23 protein-coding genes are annotated in these 25446 nt (G+C 59.4%); 17 read left to right on the top strand and 6 right to left on the bottom strand.

Annotation, left to right across the window (positions count from 1 at the left end; all coding sequences use genetic code 11):
* Nucleotides 1-65: 65 nt before the first annotated feature.
* The 8 genes from ACI514_RS25230 (at nt 66) to ACI514_RS25195 (ending at nt 8227) form a co-directional block, all read left to right on the top strand.
* The gene (locus ACI514_RS25230; RefSeq protein WP_405122595.1) at nt 66-1091 is read left to right on the top strand and encodes a LysM peptidoglycan-binding domain-containing protein; all 1026 of its coding nucleotides are present in this window, start codon (nt 66-68) and stop codon (nt 1089-1091) included.
* An 80-nt stretch (nt 1092-1171) separates the two neighbouring features.
* A complete protein-coding gene (gene dprA, locus ACI514_RS25225) occupies nt 1172-2272 on the top strand; it encodes a DNA-processing protein DprA (RefSeq protein WP_160054447.1) in 1101 nt (366 codons plus the stop codon).
* 55 nt (nt 2273-2327) lie between these two features.
* On the top strand, nt 2328-2885 hold the full coding sequence (locus ACI514_RS25220) for an L-threonylcarbamoyladenylate synthase (protein ID WP_160054449.1): 558 nt from the start codon (nt 2328-2330) through the stop codon (nt 2883-2885).
* Nucleotides 2886-3153: 268 nt separating this feature from the next.
* A complete protein-coding gene (locus ACI514_RS25215; protein WP_160054451.1) occupies nt 3154-3822 on the top strand; it encodes a hypothetical protein in 669 nt (222 codons plus the stop codon).
* Nucleotides 3800-4534, top strand: coding sequence for an iron-containing redox enzyme family protein (locus ACI514_RS25210; protein ID WP_160054453.1), 735 nt, complete (start codon nt 3800-3802; stop codon nt 4532-4534). Before ACI514_RS25215 ends, ACI514_RS25210 begins: the two co-directional genes overlap by 23 nt.
* Nucleotides 4535-4576: 42 nt before the next feature.
* Nucleotides 4577-5671, top strand: a complete 1095-nt coding sequence (locus ACI514_RS25205; protein WP_405122594.1) for a DUF3419 family protein — start codon at nt 4577-4579, stop codon at nt 5669-5671.
* On the top strand, nt 5668-6936 hold the full coding sequence (locus ACI514_RS25200) for an aminotransferase class I/II-fold pyridoxal phosphate-dependent enzyme (RefSeq protein WP_405122593.1): 1269 nt from the start codon (nt 5668-5670) through the stop codon (nt 6934-6936). Before ACI514_RS25205 ends, ACI514_RS25200 begins: the two co-directional genes overlap by 4 nt.
* Before the next feature lie 4 nt (nt 6937-6940).
* Entirely contained in the window at nt 6941-8227 is a 1287-nt protein-coding gene (locus tag ACI514_RS25195) for a phenylacetate--CoA ligase family protein (RefSeq protein WP_238785188.1), read from the top strand.
* 55 nt (nt 8228-8282) lie between these two features.
* Here ACI514_RS25195 and ACI514_RS25190 read toward each other — a convergent pair whose 3' ends face one another.
* Nucleotides 8283-9260, bottom strand: a complete 978-nt coding sequence (locus ACI514_RS25190; protein ID WP_405122592.1) for an NADPH:quinone reductase — start codon at nt 9258-9260, stop codon at nt 8283-8285.
* A 150-nt stretch (nt 9261-9410) separates the two neighbouring features.
* On the opposite strand from ACI514_RS25190, the gene hemF reads away from it, so the two are divergent.
* Together hemF and aroE are read left to right on the top strand one after the other, a co-directional pair.
* Complete coding sequence (gene hemF, locus ACI514_RS25185; RefSeq protein WP_160054461.1) at nt 9411-10325, top strand: oxygen-dependent coproporphyrinogen oxidase; 915 nt, start codon at nt 9411-9413, stop codon at nt 10323-10325.
* Nucleotides 10326-10334: 9 nt separating this feature from the next.
* Nucleotides 10335-11156, top strand: a complete 822-nt coding sequence (aroE, locus tag ACI514_RS25180; RefSeq protein WP_160054463.1) for a shikimate dehydrogenase — start codon at nt 10335-10337, stop codon at nt 11154-11156.
* A gap of 114 nt (nt 11157-11270) precedes the next feature.
* On the opposite strand, the gene ACI514_RS25175 is transcribed toward aroE, so the two are convergent.
* The 3 genes from ACI514_RS25175 to betC form a co-directional block, all read right to left on the bottom strand.
* Entirely contained in the window at nt 11271-12839 is a 1569-nt protein-coding gene (locus ACI514_RS25175; RefSeq protein WP_405122591.1) for a SulP family inorganic anion transporter, read from the bottom strand.
* 257 nt (nt 12840-13096) lie between these two features.
* The gene (choX, locus tag ACI514_RS25170) at nt 13097-14017 is read right to left on the bottom strand and encodes a choline ABC transporter substrate-binding protein (protein ID WP_405122590.1); all 921 of its coding nucleotides are present in this window, start codon (nt 14015-14017) and stop codon (nt 13097-13099) included.
* 16 nt (nt 14018-14033) lie between these two features.
* Nucleotides 14034-15548, bottom strand: a complete 1515-nt coding sequence (gene betC / locus ACI514_RS25165; protein WP_405122589.1) for a choline-sulfatase — start codon at nt 15546-15548, stop codon at nt 14034-14036.
* 114 nt (nt 15549-15662) lie between these two features.
* Here betC and ACI514_RS25160 point away from each other — a divergent pair, with 114 nt between their 5' ends.
* Nucleotides 15663-16613 carry a choline sulfate utilization transcriptional regulator gene (locus ACI514_RS25160; RefSeq protein ID WP_160054471.1) on the top strand — a complete coding sequence of 317 codons (951 nt, stop codon included), beginning with the start codon at nt 15663-15665 and terminating at the stop codon, nt 16611-16613.
* 72 nt (nt 16614-16685) lie between these two features.
* Here ACI514_RS25160 and ACI514_RS25155 read toward each other — a convergent pair whose 3' ends face one another.
* The gene (locus ACI514_RS25155; RefSeq protein ID WP_405122588.1) at nt 16686-17351 is read right to left on the bottom strand and encodes an NAD(P)-dependent oxidoreductase; all 666 of its coding nucleotides are present in this window, start codon (nt 17349-17351) and stop codon (nt 16686-16688) included.
* Nucleotides 17352-17433: 82 nt separating this feature from the next.
* On the opposite strand from ACI514_RS25155, the gene ACI514_RS25150 reads away from it, so the two are divergent.
* On the top strand, nt 17434-17760 hold the full coding sequence (locus tag ACI514_RS25150; protein ID WP_160054473.1) for a DOPA 4,5-dioxygenase family protein: 327 nt from the start codon (nt 17434-17436) through the stop codon (nt 17758-17760).
* Nucleotides 17761-17776: 16 nt separating this feature from the next.
* Here the strand turns inward: ACI514_RS25150 and ACI514_RS25145 are convergent, their stop codons facing one another.
* Nucleotides 17777-18178, bottom strand: a complete 402-nt coding sequence (locus ACI514_RS25145; protein ID WP_160054475.1) for a GFA family protein — start codon at nt 18176-18178, stop codon at nt 17777-17779.
* 322 nt (nt 18179-18500) lie between these two features.
* Between ACI514_RS25145 and ACI514_RS25140 the strand changes: the two genes are divergently transcribed.
* From ACI514_RS25140 to ACI514_RS25120, 5 genes are all read left to right on the top strand, one after another.
* Nucleotides 18501-19808: a CitMHS family transporter gene (locus ACI514_RS25140; protein WP_095119664.1), complete on the top strand. Its 1308-nt coding sequence runs from the start codon at nt 18501-18503 to the stop codon at nt 19806-19808.
* Between the two features lie 85 nt (nt 19809-19893).
* On the top strand, nt 19894-20661 hold the full coding sequence (locus tag ACI514_RS25135; RefSeq protein ID WP_034152222.1) for a TerC family protein: 768 nt from the start codon (nt 19894-19896) through the stop codon (nt 20659-20661).
* Between the two features lie 327 nt (nt 20662-20988).
* Nucleotides 20989-22647, top strand: a complete 1659-nt coding sequence (locus ACI514_RS25130; protein ID WP_137218434.1) for a Na/Pi cotransporter family protein — start codon at nt 20989-20991, stop codon at nt 22645-22647.
* 166 nt (nt 22648-22813) lie between these two features.
* A complete protein-coding gene (locus ACI514_RS25125) occupies nt 22814-24205 on the top strand; it encodes a pitrilysin family protein (RefSeq protein ID WP_160054479.1) in 1392 nt (463 codons plus the stop codon).
* A gap of 191 nt (nt 24206-24396) precedes the next feature.
* The gene (locus tag ACI514_RS25120; protein WP_405122587.1) at nt 24397-25425 is read left to right on the top strand and encodes a DUF5924 family protein; all 1029 of its coding nucleotides are present in this window, start codon (nt 24397-24399) and stop codon (nt 25423-25425) included.
* Nucleotides 25426-25446: the final 21 nt, after the last annotated feature.

Below are 25446 nucleotides of genomic sequence, written 5' to 3'. Positions count from 1 at the left end.
TGCACAAGCGAGCCACGGGGGCTCTGACGGTTCACGCGAATGCACATGATAAAGGGATTCACTGCATGAGGAAAACACTACTCGCCCTGCTGCTGTTGGCCTCGGCCGGCGTGGCGCAAGGGCAAGTGCAACTCAGGGATGGTTTTCCACAGCAATACACGGTGGTTTCGGGGGATACGCTCTGGGACATTTCCGGCAAATACCTGCGCGAGCCCTGGCAGTGGCCACAACTGTGGCGGGCCAATCCGCAAATCGAAAACCCCAACCTGATCTATCCCGGCGACACGCTGACGCTCAGTTATGTCGATGGCCAGCCGCGTCTGACCGTCAATCGCGGCGAGTCGCGCGGCACCATCAAGCTCTCGCCACGAATCCGCACCAGCCCGGTGGCCGAGGCGATTCCGAGCATTCCACTGAAATCGATCAACAGCTTTCTGCTGAGCAACCGCATCGTCGACAAGGCCGAAGATTTCGACAAGGCGCCGTACATCGTCGCCGGCGATGCCGAGCGCGTGCTCAGCGGCACCGGTGACCGTATATTTGCACGTGGCCATTTCGACCCGAATCAGCCGGTTTACGGGATCTTCCGTCAGGGCAAGGTCTACACCGATCCTGAGACCAAGGAGTTCCTCGGGATCAACGCAGACGATATCGGTGGCGGTGAGATCGTCGCCACCGAAGGCGACGTCGCCACCCTCGCCCTGCAACGCACCACCCAGGAAGTGCGCCTCGGCGATCGTTTGTTCAGCGGCGAAGAGCGCTCGATCAACTCGACCTTCATGCCCAGCGCACCGACCACCAGTATCAACGGCGTGATCATCGACGTGCCGCGTGGCGTCACCCAGATCGGCTTGATGGATGTGGTCACCCTGAACAAGGGCAAGCGCGACGGTCTGGCCGAAGGCAATGTGCTGGTGGTGATGAAGACCGGGGAAACCGTGCGCGACCGTGTCACCGGCCAACCGCTGAAGATCCCCGACGAACGCGCCGGGTTGCTGATGGTGTTCCGCACCTACGACAAACTCAGCTACGGCCTCGTTCTCAACGCTTCACGCTCGCTGGCGGTGCTCGACAAGGTGCGAAATCCGTAAGCTTGCTTAACAAGTTACCAACAGAGTTATCCACAGCTTGTTCCGAATGGTTCGGGGCTTATAACGATCAAGGATGATCCATGATATTGCCTGTCTGTACGCCGGTTTCCCCAGCGGAACTGGAAGCGCGCCTGCGCCTGCACCGCTTGCCGGATGTCGGCCCGAAGCGCTTTGCCAAATTGCTTGAAGCCTTCGGCTCGGCCTCAAAAGCCATCAGCGCTCCGGCCAGTGCGTGGCGTTCGTTGGGTTTGCCGGCGACGTGCGCCGAAGCGCGGCGCTGTCCAGACGTTCGCGACGGTGCCAGCCATGCAATGCGCTGGCTAGAGCGGCCAGAGCATCATTTGCTGATGTGGGATCAAGCCGATTACCCGGCGCTGCTGGCGCAGATTCCTGATCCGCCGCCAATGTTGTTCGTTGCCGGTGATCCGCTGATTCTCGAGAAACCGCAACTGGCGATGGTGGGTAGCCGTCGCGCGTCGCGTCCGGGAATGGACACCGCCGCAGCATTTTCCCGCTGCCTCGCCGGGGCCGGTTTTGTCATCACCAGCGGGTTGGCGTTGGGTATCGATGCCGCTGCGCATCAGGCTGCTCTGGATGTTGGCGGGCTGACCGTGGGCGTACTCGGCACCGGGTTGGAAAACTTTTATCCACAGCGCAATCGACGCTTGGCTGATGCGATGATTGCGTCCGGCAGCGCGGTGCTTTCGGAGTTTCCTCTGGACGCCGGGCCGACCGCGAGCAACTTCCCGCGACGCAACCGCATCATCAGTGGTTTGTCCCTTGGCGTTCTGGTAGTCGAGGCGAGCGTTGCCAGCGGCTCTTTGATTACCGCAAGGCTGGCGGCGGAACAGGGGCGCGAGGTTTACGCGATTCCCGGTTCGATTCATCACCCCGGTGCGCGCGGTTGTCACCAGTTGATTCGAGACGGTGCAGTGCTGGTGGAAACCATCGAACACATCCTCGAAGCGTTGCGTGGCTGGCAGCATTTGCCGTTGTCCACGGATTCTCCGAAAGTCGATCATCCGTTGCTCGCCCTGCTCCACGCCGCGCCGCACACCAGCGAAGGCTTGGCCGACAGCAGCGGCTGGGCATTACCGAAAGTGCTGGCGGCCCTCACCGAACTGGAAATGGATGGCCGTGCGGTGTGCGAAAACGGTCGCTGGTTGGCCAGGACGCGCTAGGTTTTACAAGGAAGATCGGTAAACTGCGCGAAACCTGTTTGCGGAGAGTTTTTTCATGGTCAACAGTTGGCGTGTGCAGCAAGCCGCACGAGAGATTCGCGCCGGAGCGGTGATTGCCTATCCAACCGAAGCCGTCTGGGGGCTGGGTTGCGACCCGTGGAACGAAGAGGCAGTGGATCGGTTGCTGGCGATCAAGAATCGTTCGGTGGTCAAAGGGCTGATCCTGGTCGCCGACAACATTCGCCAGTTCGACTTCCTGTTCGAAGACTTCCCGCAAGAGTGGATCGACCGCATGGCCAGCACCTGGCCGGGGCCGAACACCTGGCTGGTGCCACATCAGGGCTTGTTGCCGGAATGGGTCACCGGCGTGCACGACACCGTGGCACTGCGGGTCAGCGATCACCCGCAAGTGCGTGATTTGTGCTCGATGATCGGGCCATTGATTTCGACCTCTGCCAACCCGCAGGGTCGCCCGGCAGCGCGCACGCGTTTACGGGTTGAGCAATATTTCCGTGGCCAGATCGATCTGGTATTGGGCGGCAGCCTTGGCGGGCGGAAAAATCCTAGCGTCATTCGCGATCTGGCGACGGGTAAGGTTATTCGTCCCGACTGACCCGATTTCCGCCTCACCTGTTTTTAACTCCTCGACTGTTTTGGCGAGGAGTTTTTTTCTGTCTGCGATTTATCCTTGGTAATCTGCATAACTTAAACAATCTGTTGTTTATGTTGTACTGCTGTGTGTCAGATAAATCGATAAGTTAGAAGTTTCAGTAACTTTTCCCACGTCATTATCAGAAGTCGCGTAGTGGCGATATTTCTAAAAGCATCCATTATTTCAATGCGCTCAGAAACTTCGATAAGTTAACGTCTGCGGAGAAGGAATGGATACTACGAACTTACAACTCAAGGATTATCTGCAGGGGCTTCAAGAGACATTAACCAGGCAGCATGCCGATTATCGTATTGTTATGCTTGATGCGGGGTCAGATGCCAGCGAGTTTGAACGATTCATCGGCCGCCAGTTTCGTCTGCGATTAAAGCATTACATGCTGACTTCCAGAGCCCGGGCACTTGAAACAAGGCTGGCGATTTCATCGCGCAGTACACATTTTCTGCTGTATCAACGCGATCAACTGACGGCGGTTTTGCGAGTGACCCCTTCGCCTTTCGAATGGGCTTCGCTGGCGCACCAGTATGTTTCTCCGACCGTGGCGCTGGCGCGTCATGTCGAGTTCAGTCGCCTGATCACGCATTCGCAACAGCACCGACCGGCGCTGACCAATGTGCTGCTTGCAGCCGCCACCGAATGGGCGATCGATCGCGGCTATCAAGGTGTGACGGCCTTGTGCCGATCGCCACAACGGCGACTGTTCCAGCGCTTTGGCCTGACCCCGATCACTTCCAGCTCACTGCATATCGAACACCGCGCGCGCGGCGATTACTGGCTGCTGTCTGCGCAATGGCGGGAAGTCCTCACGGCGCTGCAACAACCTTTCCCCATCAACGGCAACTACCCGGAGAGTCGCGATGAATGCGTCCGTCAGTTTTGAACAACAGCTGATTCTGCTCGATCAGCGCATTGAAAAAGCGTGGGCCGATATTCTGGATAATTCCCGGATGGTCAAGGCTATCCGCGAGGGCAGTGTTTCCAGAGCGTTATATGCGATCTACATGATCGAAACCTTTCATTACACCGCACACAATGCCCGAAATCAGGGTTTGGTCGGTGTGCGGCATGCCGATAATCCTGTTTATGCGAAATTCTGTTTTGAACATGCTGCGCAAGAAGTCGGTCATGAAAAAATGGCCTTGCATGATGTCATGAGCCTGGGATTGAAGAATGAAGTCTTTGATATGCCACCGGCACTTCCGGCGACGGAAGTATTGATTGCTTATTTGTACTGGATTTCTTTTACCGGTAATCCGTTACAGCGGCTGGGATACAGTTACTGGGCGGAAAACGCTTATCACTTTATTACTCCGTTGATCGCCAAGCTGAGTGAAACACTGGCGCTGAAGCCCGCTCAACTGACGTTCTTCATTGCTCATTCGGATATCGATGTCGAGCACTTCAATGAGATCAAACTCATCCTCCAGCGGACCTGCAAGCGTCAGGCTGACTGGGATGCCATTGCCACCGTGATGGAAACCAGTCTGCGCCTGACCGGCAACATGCTCGAAGCCGTTTATGAGCAATATGAAGCCTGGCAAAACGGCCTCGCGCCCCGCTACGAATTCCTCCATGTGCTGGATAAATCATGACGCCTTCCCGTTCATTTTCACGTCGGGCAGGCGGAGGTCGAGATGGCTGACTACTTCGAGCGGTTGAACTACGCGTTGGGGGATGAAGACACCGCACTCGAGTACACGATTTTGCCCGAGCAATCCAGGCATGTGTTGGGTGTAGCCGGCTGCGGCGGGCGGCTTCTGCCGTTGCTGGCCCGTCACCCTGCCCGCATGACTTGCGCTGATATCAGTGCGCCGCAACTGGCCTTCACCCGCTTGCGTTTAGCTTTGCTTGAGCAGACCGATCGCCAGTCGTTCATGGATTTCATGGGCTACTGGCCGGAAACGTCGGTGGCACGGCGCAAATCCATCTTTCGCCTTCTGGATCTGCCTCCGCTTGATCGCCGCTGGCTGGCGGACCTGTTTCATTCCCGTCATTGGCAGGCACCGATTTACCAAGGGGCCTTCGAGCAGACCCTGCAGCGGTTGGCGAAGATCAATGGTTTGTTCACCGGCAAGGCGGGGCGGGCGATTTTCCAGTTTCGTGATCTGGGAGAGCAATCGGCTTATTACCAAAGCCGGTTTCCCCTCAAGCGCTGGAAGGCTGTGATCGCCTTGTTGGGCAACGCAGCGGTGCTCAATTCGCTGTTGTACAAAGGGGCGTTTCCCCGCAACAACCTGGGTATCAGTTCCCGCGAGGTGTATCTGGATATCTTCCATACCTTGTTTACCACCCAGGTCGTGCGCGAAAGCTTTTTCCTGCAAATGCTGTTTTTCGGTGAACTGCGATATCCGCAGGGCTTTCCGCTGGAGTGCAATCCACAGGTTTTTCAACTGGCACGCAAGGCGCAGCAGCAATGCCGGTTGACTGTGGTGCAGGGCGATATCTTCGACTGTGCTTCGAGATGCAGGGATGTCGACTTCGTCTCGTTTTCCGACGTGCCTTCATTCCTGCCGGCGGAGGTTGGCATGGATGTCCTGCAGCGGCTCCGGCCCGCCCTGGGCGAGGATGCGCTGACGGTTATTCGTGGCCATTTGCATGTGGTCAGGCCCGATAGCACAGGCTTCTGCGACGTTACCGCGCAGTTTCAGGAGGCGATCGCACGAGAAAAAACTCAACTCTGGCGAGTACAGGTCTATCGCCAGACATCATCTGTGCAGGTATCTCGATGAACACACCTCATCCGACCGTCAATTGGGTCAAGAACCGTGTCCGTCAGGCGCGTGACGATCAACAGCAATTGTTCGACGCCGGGCTCAATGGCCTGAACCTGGTGCAGCGCGATGGCAAGGTCATAGAGTTGAGCAGTGGCGAGCAGTTGACCGAATTTCTCTCGTGCTCCTATCTGGGACTCGAGAGCGATCCCCGTCTGGTTCAAGGCGCAGTGCAAGCCGTCGAGTCTTTCGGTGTGCAGTTTGCTGCCGCCCGCACCCGAGCGCTGCTACCGCCGATGCGCGAACTCGATGGGCAGTTGAACCGCATTTTCCAGGGGCATACGGTGACATTCAACTCGGTGGGCAGCGCCCATCTGGGTTGTCTGCCGCTGCTGGGCTCCGGTGAGCTGCCGTCGTACCCCCTGCGCCGTGGCCCGGGCTGGATCGTTGACCGCGCGGCCCATGCTTCAATGCAGGTACTGCAAGGCATTCTGTGGCAGTTCGGCCCTGTCCAGCGCTGCGATTGCAGTGATCTTCAGCAAGTCGAAGATGCCTGCTCCACCGCTGTCGCTGCCGGCAATACCCCCATTATCCTGACTGACAGCATCGGCTCGATGCGCGGGCTTTATCCCGTTAACAGGCTGCTGCAACTGGCTGAGCGCTTTGAGGGTTATCTGTATGCGGATGACGCTCACGGCACTTCGATCCATGGCCTGAACGGGGGCGGTTATGCGCTTGATGTCGCCGCTGAGCCGTTGCGCGATCGTTTGATCCTGTTGTCGTCATTGTCCAAAGCCTTCGGCGCAACCGGCGGTGCAATTACGGTGCTGACGTCGGTCGATGCCGAGCTGATTCGGCGTCATGCGTCGACTTATACGTTCGGGGGCCCACTGTCCATGGGCGGAGTCGGTGCGGCAGTCGCCTCGACAAAGATTCATCTATCTGCAGGTTTGCGGGAGTTGCAGGCTTCATTATGGAAAAATGTTGAAGTTATCGATGGTCTGCTCGGGCCGGTTCTGGGCAACCATCAGATTGCTTCACCGATACGTTTCGTCCGGGTCGGAGCCGAAAGAGACGCCATCAGCCTGGCGTTGCACCTGCGTCGGCACGCCATCGCGGTCACCACGGCCTTGTTTCCGGTGGTGGCCAAAGGTGAAGCAATCCTGCGACTGGCCATCAGCGCCAATCACAGCGAGGTTCAGTTGAAGCATCTGGCGAGTGCCGTCAACGAAGGATTCGCTGAGTTGGGCATTCGTCAGGGAGAGCCGCATCATGTGCAGTGACCTGATGCAACGGAGCTGTGCAAAGACCATTCAGGCTGCAGCTGCAGAGGCCTTCGCGCGTAAATTGGACGATGCGCGGTCTCTGCCATGGTTCTGCACCTTGTGTCCGCAGATTCAACACGTACAGACCGCAGAGGATCTGCATCGGCTACCGATCCTCGCCGTGGAGGACGATCAGGGCGGGTTGCTGTTTACTCACCTCAGCGATGCGTCACATCGCGCACCGGGCGGTGGGCTGACCCTGACTTCAGGTGGCAGCACCGGCAATTGCAAGCACATCACCCATTCCTGGGCATTCAACGAAAGCATCGTGCCCTTGGGCGCGCGAGTATTTGCTGCGACCGATGACCTGCCACGAGTCGTCATCAATTGCCTGACGCCTGGTGAAATGCAGGGAGCCTTTCAATACGCGGCGGCCATCGTCCAGCACATTAGCGCGCGTCTGCTGCCTGCAGGCGCGCTGATGGGCATGCAGCGCATAGCCGGGTTGATTCATTCACAAGCGGCCGACGCTTTGATCTGCACGCCCTCGTTCGCCGAGGCGCTGTTCAATCATGCCGATGTCGATGGAGTGCAGCTGCGCAGTTTGAGATGGCTCTACTACATCGGTGAACCTTGCCGTCAGCCGCTACGCGAGCAACTGGCACGAGACTGGCCAGCCCTGAACATACGATCGTTGGGTTATAGCTCGACGGAGACCGGCCCGATCGGTTTCCAGTGCGCGCACCTTGAGCATGGTTTCTACCATCTGCATGCAGATGCCATGCTGCTTGAAGTGGTCGATCCTTTAAGCCTGCAAGCGGTGGTGGACGGTGAACCCGGCGAGTTTCTGCTGACCCCTTTGCTGCCCGATCAGGTGCCTTTGTTGCGGTACCGCATTGGTGATCGTGGGCGAGTTTTGCCCAGGCAATCCGGCTGTGCCTGTGGCAGCGCTTTGCCAATACTGGAACTGCAGGGTCGAATCGAAACTTCGATCAAGCTGGGCGGAGCGATCATCACTCAGCGACAGGTCCTGAGCGTGCTCGCAGAAGCGTTGCCCGAACTGCACGCTTCGGATGTGCAGGTGCAGATTGATCGACAGGCCGACGGTGCGCAGCTGCGGCTGCTTATCGCGGAGGACCGATTACCCGCCGCTGCTGAACGTGTCATCGAACAGGCTTTGCACAACGAGGCGCAAGCGAGCGCATTGCTCAGATTGCCCGGTGTGTTGGGCATGCAGGTACAGCGTCTGCCCCGTGGTGATTTCGCAACCACCCTGGCAGGCAAGACGCCGTTCTTTGTCGAGAGGTGACGTCCCGGGCCAGCCTCGTGAGGCTCGCCCGGGTGCTTCGTTTGATGGCTGCGTTTCAGGGTTGCAGAACGGTGGAGCCGGTAGTGCGCCGCGCCGACAGCTCGGTTTGCGCCTTCGCTGCGTCGGCCAATGAATACCGCTGGCTGACGTCCACTTTCAATTTGCCGCTGATGATCATTTCGAACAATTCATCGGCCATCCGCTGCAGATTCTCGGCATTGTTGGCATAAGTTGCCAGCGTCGGCCGGGTCACGTATAGCGAGCCTTTGGCGGCCAGAATGCCCAGATTGACCCCGTCCACCGCACCGGAAGCATTGCCGAAGCTCACGACCAGACCGCGCGGCGATACGCTGTCGAGCGAGGTCAGCCAAGTGTCCTTGCCAACGCCGTCATAGACCACCGGGACTTTTTTACCGTCGGTCAACTCCAGCACACGCTGGGCGACGTTTTCGTGACTGTAATCAATGGTCGCCCAAGCGCCATTGGCCTTGGCCAGTTCGGCTTTTTCTTTGGAGCTGACGGTGCCGATCAGCTTCACGTCCAAGGCCTTGGCCCATTGGCAGGCCAGCGAACCGACGCCACCGGCGGCGGCGTGGAACAGAATGGTTTCGCCACCCTTAAGTTCATAGGTCTGGCGCAACAGGTATTGCACGGTCAGGCCTTTGAGCATGACCCCGGCAGCGGTTTCGAAACTGATTTCGTCGGGCAGGTGCACCAGATTGTCCTGGGGCAGTACATGCAATTCGCTGTAAGCACCCAATGGGCCGCTGCCATAGGCGACGCGATCGCCGACTTTGAACCTGGTGACGTCGCTGCCCACGGCATCGACGATGCCCGCGCCTTCCGCCCCCAGGCCGGACGGCAAGGCGGGCGGCGCATACAGACCGCTGCGGTAATAGGTATCGATGAAGTTCAGGCCGATGGCCTTGTTGGCGACGCGCACCTGATTCGGGCCGGGTGCGGCGGGTTGGTAATCAACATATTCGAGCACTTCGGGGCCGCCGTGGGCGCGGAACTGGATACGCTTTGCCATCTGCCTGCTCTCCTTGGGTCTTTCGTAAGCCCCCTATCCAACTCTCATGCTTGATCTTCGTCAACTGCGGCGCGCCAGTCTGCGGTGGTATGCTACGCGCCCATTTGCGTCGCCCGTCTGCCGGGGCGCCGCCCGATTCAAGGTGAAGCCATGACGACCCGCACCGACGCCGTAAAGGCCTATCTGCTCGATCTGCAAGACCGCATCTGTGCGGCTCTCGAAACCGAAGACGGCGGCACGCGCTTCGTCGAAGACGCCTGGACCCGGCCTGCCGGCGGTGGCGGTCGCACCCGCGTGATCGAGAACGGCACGCTGATCGAAAAGGGCGGTGTCAACTTTTCCCACGTCTTCGGCAGCGGTCTGCCACCGTCAGCCAGCGCCCACCGCCCGGAACTGGCCGGCCGTGGTTTTGAAGCCCTCGGCGTGTCGCTGGTGATTCACCCGCACAACCCGCACGTGCCGACGTCCCACGCCAACGTGCGATTCTTCATCGCCGAGAAAGAAGGTGAAGAACCGGTCTGGTGGTTCGGCGGCGGATTTGACCTGACCCCGTATTACGGCAACGAAGAAGACTGCATCCACTGGCACCGCGTTGCCGAACAGGCGTGTGCGCCTTTCGGGCCGGACGTATATTCGCGTTACAAGGCCTGGTGCGACACCTATTTCCACATCAAGCATCGCCACGAACCGCGCGGCATCGGCGGTCTGTTCTTCGATGACCTGAACGAGTGGGACTTCGACACCAGCTTCGCCTTCATGCGCGCCATCGGCGATGCTTTCATCGACGCTTATCTGCCGATCGTGCAGCGCCGCAAAAACGCCGCGTTCACCGCTCAACAACGTGAGTTCCAGGAATTCCGCCGTGGCCGCTACGTCGAGTTCAACCTGGTATACGACCGTGGCACGTTGTTCGGCCTGCAATCGGGCGGGCGTACCGAGTCGATCCTGATGTCGCTGCCGCCGCAAGTGCGCTGGGGTTACGACTGGAAGGCTGCGCCTGGCAGCGAAGAAGCGCGCCTGACCGAGTACTTCCTGCAAGATCGCGACTGGCTGGCCGAGGCCTGAGGATTTCTGATGGATCGTTACGTCGTTTTCGGTAACCCGATCGGTCACAGCAAATCGCCGATGATTCACAAACTGTTCGCCGAGCAGACCGGTCAGCGCCTCGACTACAGCGCCTTGCTGGCGCCGCTTGAAGATTTCGCTGGCTGCGCCACGGCGTTTTTCCAGGAAGGTCGCGGCGCCAACGTCACCGTGCCGTTCAAGGAGGACGCTTACCGTTTGGCCAACAGCCTGACTGCTCGTGCGCAACGGGCCGGCGCGGTGAACACCCTGAGCAAACTGGCTGACGGCTCGCTGCTCGGTGACAACACCGACGGCGCCGGGCTGGTGCGCGATCTGACGGTGAACGCCGGATTCAGCCTGACTGGCAAGCGCATCCTGTTGTTGGGGGCGGGTGGCGCTGTGCGCGGGGTGCTGGAGCCTTTGCTGGCGGAGAAACCCGCATCGGTAGTCATCGCCAATCGTACGGTGGACAAGGCTGAGTTGCTGGCGGAGTTGTTCTGCGACCTGGGGCCGGTGTCGGCCAGTGGTTTCGACTGGCTGCGCGAGCCGGTGGACGTGATCATCAATGCCACGTCGGCGAGCCTGACCGGCGATGTACCGCCGATTGCGCCGAGCCTGATCGAGCCGGGTAAAACCCTGTGCTACGACATGATGTACGGCAAGGAACCGACGGCGTTCTGCCGCTGGGCCAGCGAACAGGGTGCGGCGGTGGTGATGGATGGGTTGGGGATGCTTGCCGAGCAGGCCGCCGAGGCGTTCTTCCTGTGGCGGGGCGTCCGACCCGACACGGCGCCAGTGCTGGCCGAACTCCGCCGCCAACTGGCCCAGTAATCCTTGTAGGAGTGAGCCTGCTCGCGATAGCGGAGTATCAGTTGAAACATGTGTATCTGACACTCCGCTATCGCGAGCAGGCTCACTCCTACAGGGTTATGCGGTGATATCAGGTCAATCCTCAAACCGGATCGGGCATTTCTCCGGCCCCTCAAGCTTCCTCAACTCCTCCACCACCTGCGGCCGCGCTCGGCGCAAGGTCAAACTGCGATTCTGGCGCAACAGCCGCCGCGCCTCCTGATGCAGCATCTCCACACCCGAATAATCGATGAAGTTGATCTGCTGCGCCTCGATCACCACCCGCGCGCCATGCATGCGTTGCAGGCGTACCTGCAGGTAATGGCTGGCGCCAAAAAAGATCGAGCCACCGACGCGCAACACATCGTCCTCACCGTCTCGCCAATGCTGCACGCGCGGTTGCGAGGTGCGTTTGAGGTAGAAGAACAACGAGGCCAGCACACCGGCATAAATCGCTGTCTGCAACTCCAGCAGCAACGTCGCCAGACAAGTCAGGGCCATCACCACGAACTCGGCACGACTGACCCGCAGCAAGGCTCGAATGCCGCGATGATCGACCAGGCCCCAGGCAATCAGCAGGATGCAGCCGGCCATCGCCGGGATCGGAATGTGCGCGATCAGTCCCGCGCCAAAAATCGCAAACAACGCCACCCAGATCGCCGAAAAAATCCCGGCCAGCGGCGAGCAGGCGCCCGCCTCGTAACTCAAACCGGAACGGGTAAACGATCCGGCTGACAGCGAGCCGGAAAAGAACGCGCCGACGATATTGGATAAACCCTGCGCGCGGACTTCCTGATTGGCATCGAGCAACTGCTGCGAACGCGCCGAAATCGAGCGGGCAATCGACAGGCTGGTGACCAGCCCGAGCATGCCCACCGCCACGGCGCTCGGCAGCAAACGCAGAATCAGGTCCAGATCCAGCGGCAACGCACTGAACGGCGGCAAACGCCCAACGAAGGCGCTGACCAGATGCACATGGCCGAACATCGCCGGCCACAGCCACACCAGCAGACTGGCCAATGCGAGGGTTATCAACAGCGTCGGCCAGCGTGGCAGCAATTGTTTCAACACCACACCGACGACTACCGTTGCCACACCGAGTACCAACGAAGGTTTATCCACAGCCCTGAGGTGTTGCAGCAGATCCATCAAACTCGCCAGCGCTGTGGCCTTGGCCGGCAACTCCAGTCCCAACAGGTTCGGCAATTGCCCGATGGCGATCACCACTGCGGCACCGAGGGTGAACCCCAGCACCACCGAGTGCGAGACGAAGTTCACCAGCGCGCCGAAACGCAGTAAACCGAGCAGCCACTGGAAAATCCCGGCGAGGAAGGTCAGCAGCAGGATAAGCGTGATGTAGTCCTGCGACGCCGGAATCGCTAAAGGACTGACACTGGCAAACAGCACAATGGAAATCGCCGCCGTCGGGCCGCAGATCAGATGCCACGACGAACCCCACAGGCAGGCGATCAGCACCGGGATGATCGCCGCATAGAGGCCGTACTCGGGTGGCAGACCTGCGATCAACGCGTAGGCAATCGACTGGGGTAACGCGAGAATCGCACCGCTGAGGCCGACGATCAGATCCCGTCCGACGCTGGCGCGGGTTTGCCGCGGTAGCCAGGTGAGGAAGGGCAAGAGAGAGTGGCGGCTGGGGAAGGCCATGGGTCCTCGCGGTTGGGGTTTTGTTCAAGGTTATCAGGGTGCCTGGGGAAAGGCCCCTCACCCTAGCCCTCTCCCAGAGGGAGAGGGGACTGACCGAGGTGTTTGGACTGGCTACATCGACCTGAGGAATCAGCGTCGAACTCAGGTCTCGAATCAAACAACGATCGGCTCCCTTTCCCCCTCGCCCCCTTTGGGGGAGAGGGCTGGGGTGAGGGGGAATAAATCTCAAGCCGTAAACAATTCCAGCAACCCCACGATCAAAGCTTCGCCTTCACCGCCGCCAACGCATCCTTCCCGTCAACCGTCTTCACCCCGTCCAGCCACTTATCCAGCACCGCCGGATTCGCCTTGATCCACGCCTTCGCCGCCTCGGCATTAGTGACCTTCTTGTTCACCACCTCAGCCATGATGCTGTTCTCCATCTCCTGGGTGAACGACAGATTGCTCAGCAATTTACCCACATTCGGACACGCCTCGGCATAGCCTTTGCGCGTCAACGTAAACACGCTGCCGGTATCGCCAAAATACTTCTCGCCACCCTTCAGGTAATGCATCTTCAACTGCACGTTCATCGGGTGCGGGGTCCAGCCGAGGAAGGTGACGAATTTCTGTTTCTTCACGGCCCGCGACACTTCAGCCAGCATCGCCTGTTCGCTGGATTCGATCAGCTTCCACTGGCCCATGTCGAAGTCGTTTTTCTTGATGATTTCCTGCAACGAGATATTCGCCGGCGCGCCGGAGCCGATGCCGTAGATCTTGCGCTCGAACTTGTCCGCGTATTTGTTCAGGTCGGCAAAGTTATGCACACCCGCATCCCACACGTAATCCGGCACGGCGAGGGTGAATTCGGTGCCGTCGAGATTCTTCGCCAGTTGCGTGACATCGCCGGTGGCGACGAACTTGTCATAGAAGCCCTGCTGCGCCGGCATCCAGTTGCCGAGGAACACGTCCACCTGGCCGTCCTTCAAACCGCCAAAGGTAATCGGCACCGCGAGTGTGTCGACCTTGGCCTTGTAGCCCATGCCGTCCAGCAGAAACCCGGTGATCGCATTGGTCGCGGCAATATCGCTCCAGCCCGGGTCGGCCATTTTCACCGTGTCGCAGCCTTGCTCGGCGAAGGCCGATGCGCTGCTCAGCGCGAGCAGGCCAACCGTCACTACTGTGGATAACTTACGCATGGACTTCCCCTTAACATTATTGGTTTTGGCAGGGTTGTGGATAACGTGCTTTGCGTTCCAGATCATCGAGGTCGATGTGGTTGCGCATGTACTGCTGACTGGCGTCCACCAGCGGCTGGTGATCCCAGCTCTTCAGCTTGCCGATGGTCAGCGCCTTGGCAACAAATCGGCGACGGCGTTGGCTGGCGAGGACCTCACGGTGAATCGCCGGAATGTCCCATTTGGCCCGCGCTTCGGCGATAAAATCATCGAACAGCTGGCGATGCTGCGGCGATTGGCTGAGTTCTTCCATCTCACGCGGATCGTTGTCTACGTCGAAGAGTAAGCAAGGGTCGCTTTCACTGTAGATAAATTTGTAGGCACCGCGACGGATCATCATCAACGGGCTGATGGTGCCTTCGGCCATGTATTCGCCAAACACTTCGTCATGACCGCCCTGCCCTTGCAGGTGTGAAACCAGTGAGCGGCCGTCCAGCGGCAAGCCCGATTCCAGCGTGCCGCCGGCCAGTTCAACGAATGTCGGCAGCAGGTCGGCGGTCGACACGGCAGCGCTGACGCGGCCCGATTCGAACTGCCCCGGCGCACTTATCAACAGGGGCACACGGGCTGCCATTTCGTACCAGTGCATTTTGTACCAGAGGCCTTTCTCGCCCAACATGTCGCCATGGTCGCCTGAGAAGACAATGATGGTGTCATCGATTAACCCGGTTTCTTCCAGCGTTTGCAGAAGTTTGCCGACGTTGGCGTCGATATAGCTGCACGCACCGAAGTACGCCCGGCGTGCATCACGAATTTTATCCACAGGCAATGGCTTATCCCACAGGTCGTAGACCTTGAGCAGACGCTGCGAGTGCGGATCGAGTTCGTGTTGATCCGGCGTTGTCGGAAGCGGGATTTCGCCATCGTCGTACAAATCCCAAAAAGCCTTGGGAATTGTGTACGGGTCGTGTGGGTGAGTCATCGACACGGTCAGGCAGAACGGCTGATCGCCATCTTCGCGAATGTGATCGAACAAGTATTGCTGCGCCTTGAACACCACCTCTTCATCGAAATCCAGCTGATTGGTGCGTACGCACGGTCCGGCCTGCAGCACCGAAGACATGTTGTGATACCAGCTCGGCCGCACATCCGGCTCGTCCCAGTTCACCGCCCAGCCATAGTCGGCCGGGTAGATGTCGCTAGTCAGGCGTTCTTCGTAGCCGTGCAACTGATCGGGGCCACAGAAATGCATCTTGCCCGACAGCGCGGTGCGGTAGCCGAGACGGCGCAGGTAATGGGCGTAAGTCGGCACATCGGCGGGGAAATCGGCAGCGTTGTCATAGGCGCCAATCTTGCTCGGCAATTGGCCGCTGACCAAGGTGAAACGAGACGGCGCGCACAACGGGCTGTTGCAGTATGCGGCGTCGAATACCACGCCTTGAGCGGCGAGGCGGGAAAGATTCGGCAGTTTGATCGGCGAAGGGCCGTAGAACGGCAACATTGGCGCGGCCATCTGATCGGCCATGATGAAAAGAATATTCTTGCGCTTCATGTGATCGCGGCATTCCATAGTGAATATTTATGCGACATTGCTGCGATCGAGCATGGAGTTCATGCTTTGTCTGGTAAAGCCCGCGCCCGACAATGACTAGGATAAGCACAGCTTATGTATGACGCCTTGGGTGATCTGTCCCTCGACCTGCTGCGCGCCTTTGAGGCGGCCGCTCGCCAGCGCAGCTTTACCGCCGCGGCGGTAGAGCTTGGCACTACGCAACCAGCAATCAGTCAGCAGATCAAACGGCTGGAAGAACAGCTCGGCACACGGCTGTTTGATCGGATTTACCGAGGGATCGAGCTGACCGAAGTCGGTGCGATCCTGTTCGAGCAAGTTACCCTTGGTTTGCAGAACATCGACGCAGGATTGAGCGCGATCAGCTCACAACAGCAACACGAGGTCCTGCAAGTTGCCACCGATTTTGCCTTCGCCGCTTATTGGTTAATGCCGCGGCTACATCGTTTTCACGAGGCCAATCCGCAGGTCGACGTCAGCCTGGTGACCAGTGAACGCAACCACAACATGCTGCGCACCGATATCGACGTGGCGATCCTGTTTGGCGATGGACGCTTTAAACAGGGCGAAAGCCATTGGCTTTTCAGCGAAGAAGTGTTCCCGGTGTGCAGTCCGCAGTTGCTCAAGGATCGCGCCCAGCCCCTGCCGGCTCAGGCGTTACTGGAGTTTCCGTTGTTGCACCTGCGCGGGCAAAACAGCAGCAACTGGTTTGACTGGAGTGGTCTGTTCCGTGAACTCGGTATCAATACACCGCCGGCGCCGGGGCAATTGCGCTTCGACAATTACACGCTGTTGATTCAAGCGGCGATTGGCGGCCAAGGCGTGGCGATTGGTTGGCGCCACCTTGTGGATAACTTGCTGAGTCAGGGTTTGCTGTGCCGTCCCATCGCCGAAACGACCCTGTCGCGCCTCGGTTATTACGTGGTGCTGCCGCAACGCAAACGCCGGGGTGCGTTGATTCAGCAGTTTGTCGATTGGCTGATGGCGGAACAGGCGAGCAGCGCGGAGTCCTTGAGTGGGCTGGCGCTGCCTTCGATTGCGGTTTGAGGATCAAAAGATCGCAGCCTGCGGCAGCTCCTACACCGATCTCATGTAGGAGCTGCCGCAGGCTGCGATCTTTTACGAATCTGAAGCCGCCACGAAATTCACATGCTGGCCCACATGCAGATTCAACCGCAGCTCATCAGCAATCCCCACCGCCACGCGATTCAAACGCTCCAGCGGTTCGGCCAGACCCGGTTCCAGATTGCCGCCGACCTGACTGAAATGCTCAATCGTCAGGCCCGCGACGCCATGTGGCGCATTCACCAGCGTCCAGTGCAGCGGACTGCTTTGCACGGCTTCGCGAATTTCCTCGGCGGCATGGCGTTGCAGGCGATCATCGACATCCGGTTCATCAAGAACGGCAAAATCGCCCACCAGAAACAGCCGCGACACATTGGCCGCTTGCAGCCCATCGACCAGCGCATCGACGGCCAGCACCTGCTCGACCGGCCCGAGCACGACGGCCCGTTCAACATGATCGCTACTGAACGGCAACCCCGGCGCATCCAGTAAACAGATGACCGCCGAACTACCGGCCACGCTATGATTGATCCGCTCCGAGTCGAACAAATCGCCGGTTTTGGTGCGCAAACCCGGACGCGGTGCCAGTGCGGTCAAATCGTCGAGGATGGCAATGACTTCGTGCTGACGGCGCAGCAACTCAGCCATCAACGCGCTGCCCAGGCTACTCATGGCACCATAGAGCACCACTTTTACCGCCGGGGTTTCGGCATTTTTCATGGCTGATCCCTTTTCTTATCCTTTGTATGGCGTGTGACATACGAGCAACGCCGAGGGTTCGAACCGATTCAGAGGCTTTCAGATGCAAGCGATCAAGGGTTATCACGCCCATGTCTATTTCGACGCCAGGACCATCGAGCAGGCGCGGGCCTTGTGCGAGCAGGCCGCGCAATTATTTGCGCTGAAAATGGGCCGCGTCCACGAACGCCCGGTCGGGCCGCATCCGGACTGGAGTTGCCAATTGGCCTTCGGCCCTGAGCTGATCGGCGATGTGCTGCCGTGGCTGGCGCTCAATCGCAAAGGCCTGGTGGTGTTTTTGCACCCGGACACTGGCGATGACTTGCTCGATCATACTGAGCACGCGATCTGGATGGGCGCGATCCGAACGCTGGATCTGTCTATTTTTTGATCAGGCTCTTGTAAACCTACAGCGTTTCTTCGGCTTCGCCTGGCAGATGCTCGTCCAGATGCAGCCAGGGCAATTGGCTGTCAGTCCAGATATGCCGCTCGGCCGGCGCCAGTTGCGGCTGATCAAGGGTAGCGATGGTCACGTCGATGCTATCGGGGCTAAGCCGCGTCACCAGCGCCAGTTGCGCACCGCAGTTCGGGCAGAAGAACCGCGCGCAACTACCCGACGAGTCATATCGCGATGGCGCGGCGGCCAGCCACTGGAAATTCGCCACCGGCACGGTGATCCAGGTCGTGACAATCCCGCCACTGACCTTGCGGCAAATCGAACAATGGCAATGGGCGATATCCTGCAACGCCCCGCTGAACTGATAACGAATGTGTCCGCAATGGCAGCCGCCGCTGTGCAATTCGCTCATTTCGAAGCTCCCCTTCCCGTGTTTATTGACTCTGGTTCGCATCCGACGGCCGGTTGACCGTTCACCCAAAGCTTTCTTCAACGAAAGGTAGCTGAAAGCTTCCCCGATTAGCATCGCCTCCACTTCCGGCAACAGACCGGTTGGCCAATGCGTGTGATACCTCGCACGAACGGCCCAATTAACAACAACAATGGTGATTCTGATGTCCTCTGTAACCCGCCTCCTCGCTTCAACTCCGCCCGTACGTCTCGTGCTTCCCGTTCTGCGCTGATCCCGTCCGATCTGCTCATTTAACTAGCCGCGCTACGCCTGGAGTATTCCCATGCTGACTTTCCTTGGCTTCGCCATGGTCATCACGTTCATGTTCCTGATCATGACCAAGCGCCTGTCCGCGCTGATCGCTCTGATCATCATCCCGATCGTCTTCGCCCTGTTCGGCGGTTTTGCACCGAAGATCGGTCCGATGATGCTCGAAGGCATCACCAAGCTTGCGCCGACTGGCGTGATGCTGATGTTCGCCATTCTCTATTTCGCCCTGATGATCGACTCTGGCCTGTTTGACCCGGCCGTGCGCAAGATCCTCAAACTGGTCAAGGGCGACCCGCTGAAGGTTTCGGTCGGCACCGCCGTACTGGCGCTCGTCGTTTCCCTCGATGGTGACGGCGCGACCACTTACATGATCTGCGTGGCCGCCATGCTGCCGCTGTACAGCCGCATCGGCATGAGCCCGCGGATCATGGCCGGTCTGATCATCCTCGCCGGTGGCGTGATGAACATGACCCCGTGGGGCGGCCCGACTGCCCGTGCCGCCAGTGCTCTGCATGTCGACCCGTCGGACATCTTCGTGCCGATGATTCCGGCGATGGCGGCTGGTGTTCTGGCGATCCTGGTCATCGCCTACTTTTACGGTAAGCGTGAGCGTGCACGTCTCGGTGAGCTGCATCTGGTTGGCGATGATGTCGATCACAGCGAAATCAGCGTCTCGCAATTCCCCGACGCACGCCGTCCAAAACTGATCTGGTTCAACGGCGCCCTGACCTTCGGCCTGATGTGCACGCTGATCGCCGGCCTGCTGCCATTGCCGGTGTTGTTCATGGTGGCGTTCAGTATTGCCATGATCGTCAACTACCCTTGCCTGCAGATGCAGAAGGATCGCGTCGCGGCTCACGCCGGTAGCGTGCTGGCAGTGGTCGGGCTGATCTTTGCGGCGGGTATCTTCACCGGTATCCTGTCCGGCACCGGCATGGTCGATGCGATGTCGAAGAGCCTGTTGGCAGTGATTCCGGATTTCCTCGGCCCGTATCTGGCCGTGATCACGGCGCTGGTGAGCATGCCCTTCACCTTCTTCATGTCCAACGATGCGTTCTACTATGGCGTGTTGCCGGTGTTGGCCGAAGCCGCCAGCCACTACGGGATCACCGCAGTCGAAATGGCCCGTGCCTCGATCGTCGGTCAGCCCGTCCACTTGCTGAGCCCGTTGGTGCCATCGACCTATCTGTTGGTGGCCCTGGCCGGCATTGATTTCGGTGACCACCAGCGTTTCACCCTGAAATGGGCGATCCTGGTATGTATCTGCATCCTGATTGCTGCACTGCTGTTGGGGACTTTCCCGGTGTTCAGCACTCTATAAGCCCAAGACTCACCGTTTCGGGTCCTGGCTTCGCGGTTTGAAGCCCGGACCTTTTTCGGTTTAACAATCGCTCAAAGGAATACACATGGAATGGCTGACCAACCCCGAAATCTGGGTTGCCTTCTTCACCCTGACCGCCCTGGAAATCGTCCTCGGCATCGATAACATCATCATGATTTCGATCCTGGTCAGCCGCATGCCCAAGCACATGCAGCAGCGCACCCGGATCTTCGGTCTTGGCCTGGCCATGATCACGCGCATCCTGTTGCTGCTGTCGATCACCTGGGTCATGCGTCTCACCGCCGACCTGTTCGAAGTGTTCGGCCAAGGCATTTCCGGCCGCGACCTGATCCTGTTCTTCGGTGGTCTGTTCCTGCTGTGGAAGAGCTCGCAAGAGATGTACCACGCACTGGAAGGCGAAGACGAAAGCGACGACACCCCCGGCGGCAAGGGCGGCAACTTCCTCTACACCATCATCCAGATCGCGATCATCGACATCGTCTTCTCGCTGGATTCGGTGATCACTGCCGTGGGCATGGTTTCCCACGTGCCGGTGATGGTTGCGGCGATCGTTGTGGCCGTGCTGGTGATGATGCTGGCCTCGGGCAAGATCAGCGAGTTCATCGACAAGCACCCGTCGCTGAAGATGCTGGCGCTGTCGTTCCTGCTGGTGGTCGGTACCGTGCTGATCGCCGAGTCGTTCGACGTGCATGTGCCGAAGGGCTACGTCTACTTCGCCATGGCGTTCTCGCTGGCGGTGGAAGCGATCAACATCAAGCTGCGCGGCGCGATGGCCAAGAAAAAACAGCAGCAAGACCCGGTGAAACTGCGCAAGGACATCCCGGGCCAGTAACCCGGTAGTCTGGCAATACGCAGTACCCCTGTGGGAGCGAGCCTGCTCGCGAAGACGGAGTGTCAGTCGACAGAAATGTTGGCTGATCCACCGCTTTCGCGAGCAGGCTCGCTCCCACATTTGTTTTGGGCAACACACGGGAACCGTGTCGGATTCAGGTGGGTGGATGAAGCGCCTTTCATGACACTTTTGTTTCAATCGACACTTTAGCTGTGCAATGCTGGCGCCCAGACCGTTAGCCAACTACAGCTTAAGTATCAAAAACGTAGAAACCGCGCGGTACCGTCAACTTGCCCCTCTGGGGCGCTGCTACTACAGGGGGTTTGTATGCTCACCCTGCTCAATCTGCTTTCCGCCGTGGCCCTGTTGATCTGGGGCACGCACATCGTCCGAACCGGCATCCTGCGGGTGTACGGCACCAACCTGCGCCATGTGATTGGCCAAAACATGTCCAAGCGCTGGCTCGCCTTTGTCGCCGGCATCGTCGTGACCGCGATGGTGCAAAGCAGCAACGCCACCGCGATGCTCGTCACTTCATTTGTCGGCCAAGGACTGATGGCGCTGACCCCGGCGCTGGCGACCATGCTCGGCGCCGACGTCGGTACCGCGCTGATGGCGCGGGTGCTGACGTTTGACCTGTCATGGCTGTCGCCGCTGCTGATTTTTCTCGGGGTGATTTTCTTTCTGTCGCGCAAACAGACGCGGCTCGGACAGATGGGCCGGGTGTCGATCGGGCTCGGGCTGATCATTCTCGCGCTGCAATTGATCGTCGAAGCCGCCGCGCCGATCACCCACGCTCAAGGCGTGAAGGTGATTTTCGCCTCGTTGACTGGCGACATCCTCCTCGACGCCTTGGTCGGCGCATTATTCGCGATGATTTCCTACTCCAGCCTCGCCGCCGTGCTGCTCACCGCGACGCTGGCCGGTGCTGCGGTCATCAGTTTGCCGGTGGCAATTGGTCTGGTGATCGGCGCCAACATCGGCAGCGGCGTGCTGGCGTTCATGAGCACCAGCATGCAGAACGCCGCTGGCCGTCAAGTGGCGCTGGGCAGTCTGTTGTACAAACTGATCGGCCTGCTGTTGATCATCCCGGTGCTCGACCCGCTGGTGCACTGGATCGACAGCCTCGACTTCAGCCCGCAGGAAATGGTCATCGGCTTCCACTTGCTCTACAACACCGCGCGCTGCCTGATTCTGCTGCCAAGCGTCGGCCCGATGGCGCGCCTCTGCGCGTGGCTACTGCCGGAACGGCCGGAGGTCAACGGCACTGCCAAACCGCGTCATCTCGACGCGACTGCACTGGTCACACCGAGCCTGGCGCTGGCCAACGCCGCGCGGGAAACCCTGCGCATGGGCGATCTGCTGGAGAACATGCTCGACGCCACTCTTGATGTACTGCGCGGCAAGCAGACCGCTGTCACCCAGGAAATACGTCGGCTGACCGATGACATCGAATCCTTGTACAGCGCAATCAAGCTGTATCTGGCGCAGATGCCCCGCGAAGACCTCGGCGAGCAGGACAGTCGACGCTGGGCCGAGATCATTGAGCTGGCGATCAACCTCAAATTGGCTGCCGACCTGATCGAACGCATGCTGCGCAAGATCCAGCAGCAGAAGACCTCGCAGCGCCGTTCGTTTTCCGAGGAAGGTCTGGAGGATCTGGCCGGATTGCAGCAGCAACTGATTTCTAACTTGCGTCTGGGCCTGTCGGTATTCCTCAGTGGCGATCGTGAAAGCGCCCGGCAGTTGCTGCGCGAGAAACGCCGCTTTCGCGCACAGGAGCGCCGTCTGGCCCATGCGCATGTCAGCCGTTTGCAACGCAAGATCGTCCAGAGTATCGAGACCAGCTCGCTGCATCTGGAGTTGATTGCCGACATGAAACGCCTGAATTCGCTGTTTTGCGGCAGTGCGTATGTGGTGCTGGAAACGGCGGACACCGGAGCGCTGGCGGCGGATGATATTGCCGACATTACGCATTCGCCTTGAACGACTGGGGCTGGGTTTAGTCAGTTACATTGATTCAGCCTTAAGACCTTCGCGAGCAGGCTCGCTCCCACATTTGAAATATATTCCCTTGTGGGAGCGAGCCTGCTCGCGAATGGCGGCCTGAATAGCGACACGGATCTCCAAATCAGCCGTACGGAAGCCTGTTATGCGTTGCCTGTTGTTCGCCTGTCTGTTGCTCGGTTCCCTGCCCGCCTTTGCCCTGGATCGTTTTCAGGTCGAAGGCTATGCGCTGCCCAACGGTTTGCAGCTGATGCTCAAACCCGGCACCGAACGCGGGCATGTGGCGATTCGCTTGGTGGTTGGCGTTGGCCTCGATGATTTCGATTGCGCTGAAAAAGAGCTGCCGCACCTGCTCGAACACCTGTTGTTCAGCGGCATCGACGCCACTGGCGAAGGCGGTCTGGAGGAGCGCATGCAAGCACTGGGCGGTGACTGGAATGCCTTTACCAGCAACGCCGATACCACGTTCGTCATCGAAGCACCGGCGAAGAATCAGCGCAAGGTCCTCGACCTGCTGCTCGCTCTGCTCACGCAAACGCGCATTGACGACAATGCGATCAACGCCGCCAAACGCGTGGTCGAGCGTGAGGACGGTGGCCATTACACGCGCCTGCAACGCTTTCTCGATCGTCAGGATCTCGGCCACACCGCGAGCAATCAGCTCGCCGTCGAACTGGGCCTGAAATGCCCGCAGCGCGCCGAGGTCGGTCACCTGACTCAGGAGCAATTGGAGAAGGTGCGCAAGGCCTGGTATGCGCCGAACAATATGACCCTGATTGTCGTCGGCGAACTCGACAAACTGCTGCCGGCCTATCTGGAGCGCACCTGGGGCGCGCTCGAAGCGGTTGAGCCGAGCGAGCACCGTGCACTGCCGGACATCAGCACCAGCGCCGCCCATGAACGCACCCTCACCCGTGGCTTTATCGGCGACAGCGCCAAGTTGCACTGGCTGGTGCCGGAACCGATGCTCGATGATCAGTACGACCAGACCTTCGACATTCTCAAGGATTACCTCGACTGGGCGTTGTACCGACAGATCCGCCTCAACCACGGCTTGTCTTACGGGCCATGGGCTGAGCGTGAGGTATTTGGCGGTGTGGGCTTCATGAGTCTGAACGCCGATCTGGATCGTGATGACGTCGACGAAGCCATTCAGGTGCTGGAAGACCTCAAGGCCGACCTGCTGAAAAACGGCCTCGATCCGGACACCTTTGCGCGGATCAAACAGGCTTCCATCGCCCATCAGACCTGGGCGGTGCAGGGCAACAGTGCGCTGGCGGATTACTACTGGAGCGCCCTCGGCGATTATCAGGACGGCCGCTTTGCCAACCCGGCGCGCGAGCTTCAAGGCGTGACGCTGGAAGCGGCGAACAAGGCCATGCGTGAGTTGCTGTTGCAACCGGGGTATCTGCGGATCGAGAAGCCGTTGATCAGTGATGATCAGGTGTTGTGGCTGAGTGCGGGTGGCTTGGGTCTGGTGTTGCTGGTCCTGATCGGTTGGCGTTTGCATCACCGCCGCCGGCCGGCCGAGCACTAATCCTGTAGGAGTGAGCCTGCTCGCGATAGCGGTCCTTCAGTCACCATTTCTTCGGCTGATACACCGCTATCGCGAGCAGGCTCACTCCTACAAGGGAATGCGTTGGTTTTAAGTGACCGGCAGCCTCGCCACAGCGCCCGGCGGGCGCTACTCTGTCGAGGTTTTTTCCTATCCAGTCGTGAACCGCCCAAATGCCAAAAATACAGCTCCTGATCCAGCGCATTCTCGAACTGATGAAGCGCTATCCCGGGGTCATTGCGCTTGGCGGGTTCATCTCCGGGGTCGGCAGTTTCATCATGGTCGATCGTCAGCAGGGTCTGGCGAGCTGGGTCACCGTGATCATGCTGCTCAGCTGGATCTGGCTGATGCTGGAGAACACCCTTACCGGCCTCTTCACTCGCATCTTCAAACGCGAGATCCCCCAGCCGCTGCTGCGTTACGCGACGCAGATGATCCATCAGGAAAGCCTGTTTTTCGTCCTGCCGTTTTTCTTCATCACCACGACCTGGAACAGTGGCCAGTTGTTTTTCACCGGCCTGCTCAGCGTGGCGGCACTGATCTCGATCGTTGATCCGCTCTATTACAAATGGCTGGCGCCACGGCGCTGGGCGTTTCTCGCGCTGCACACCCTGACCCTGTTCGCCGCCCTGCTCACTGCGTTGCCGGTGATCATGCACCTGACCACCGCGCAGAGCTTCAAGTGGGCGCTGGGCATTGCCGTGCTGTTGTCGTTCCCGAGTCTGGCGTCGATCTTCCCGATCCGCACGCTGCGCAATGCCTTGGCGATCCTGTGCATTACCGTTGGTATTGGCGGCGTCGGTTGGGCGCTGCGTTCGTGGGTGCCGCCGGCGACGCTGTGGATGACCGACGTGGCGATCAGCACGCAAATGCAGGACCGCACCCCCGGTGCCAGCCTCGACACGGTCAGCGCCGAGCAGATTCGCGGCGATGGCCTGTATGCCTACACCGCAATCAACGCGCCGCGCGGGCTGGATGAGCGGATTTATCACGTCTGGCAATTCAACGGCAAAGAGGTCGACCGCATCGCCCTCGATATCCACGGCGGGCGCAAGGAAGGCTACCGGGCGTGGACGCACAAGCAGAACTTCCCCGGCAACCCGGCGGGCAAGTGGCAGGTGCGGGTGCTGACCGAGGATGGCCAGGTGATCGGCGTGCTGCGCTTCGAAGTCACGGACAGCACAGTGAACAAAGAAAAGTAATCCGGTTCGTGCTATTACGTT

This window comes from Pseudomonas sp. M20 (genome assembly GCF_045037865.1).
Taxonomy (GTDB): domain Bacteria; phylum Pseudomonadota; class Gammaproteobacteria; order Pseudomonadales; family Pseudomonadaceae; genus Aquipseudomonas.
The sequence above is the reverse complement of the archived record's forward strand: the minus strand, read 5'-3'. Positions and strand labels throughout refer to the sequence as shown.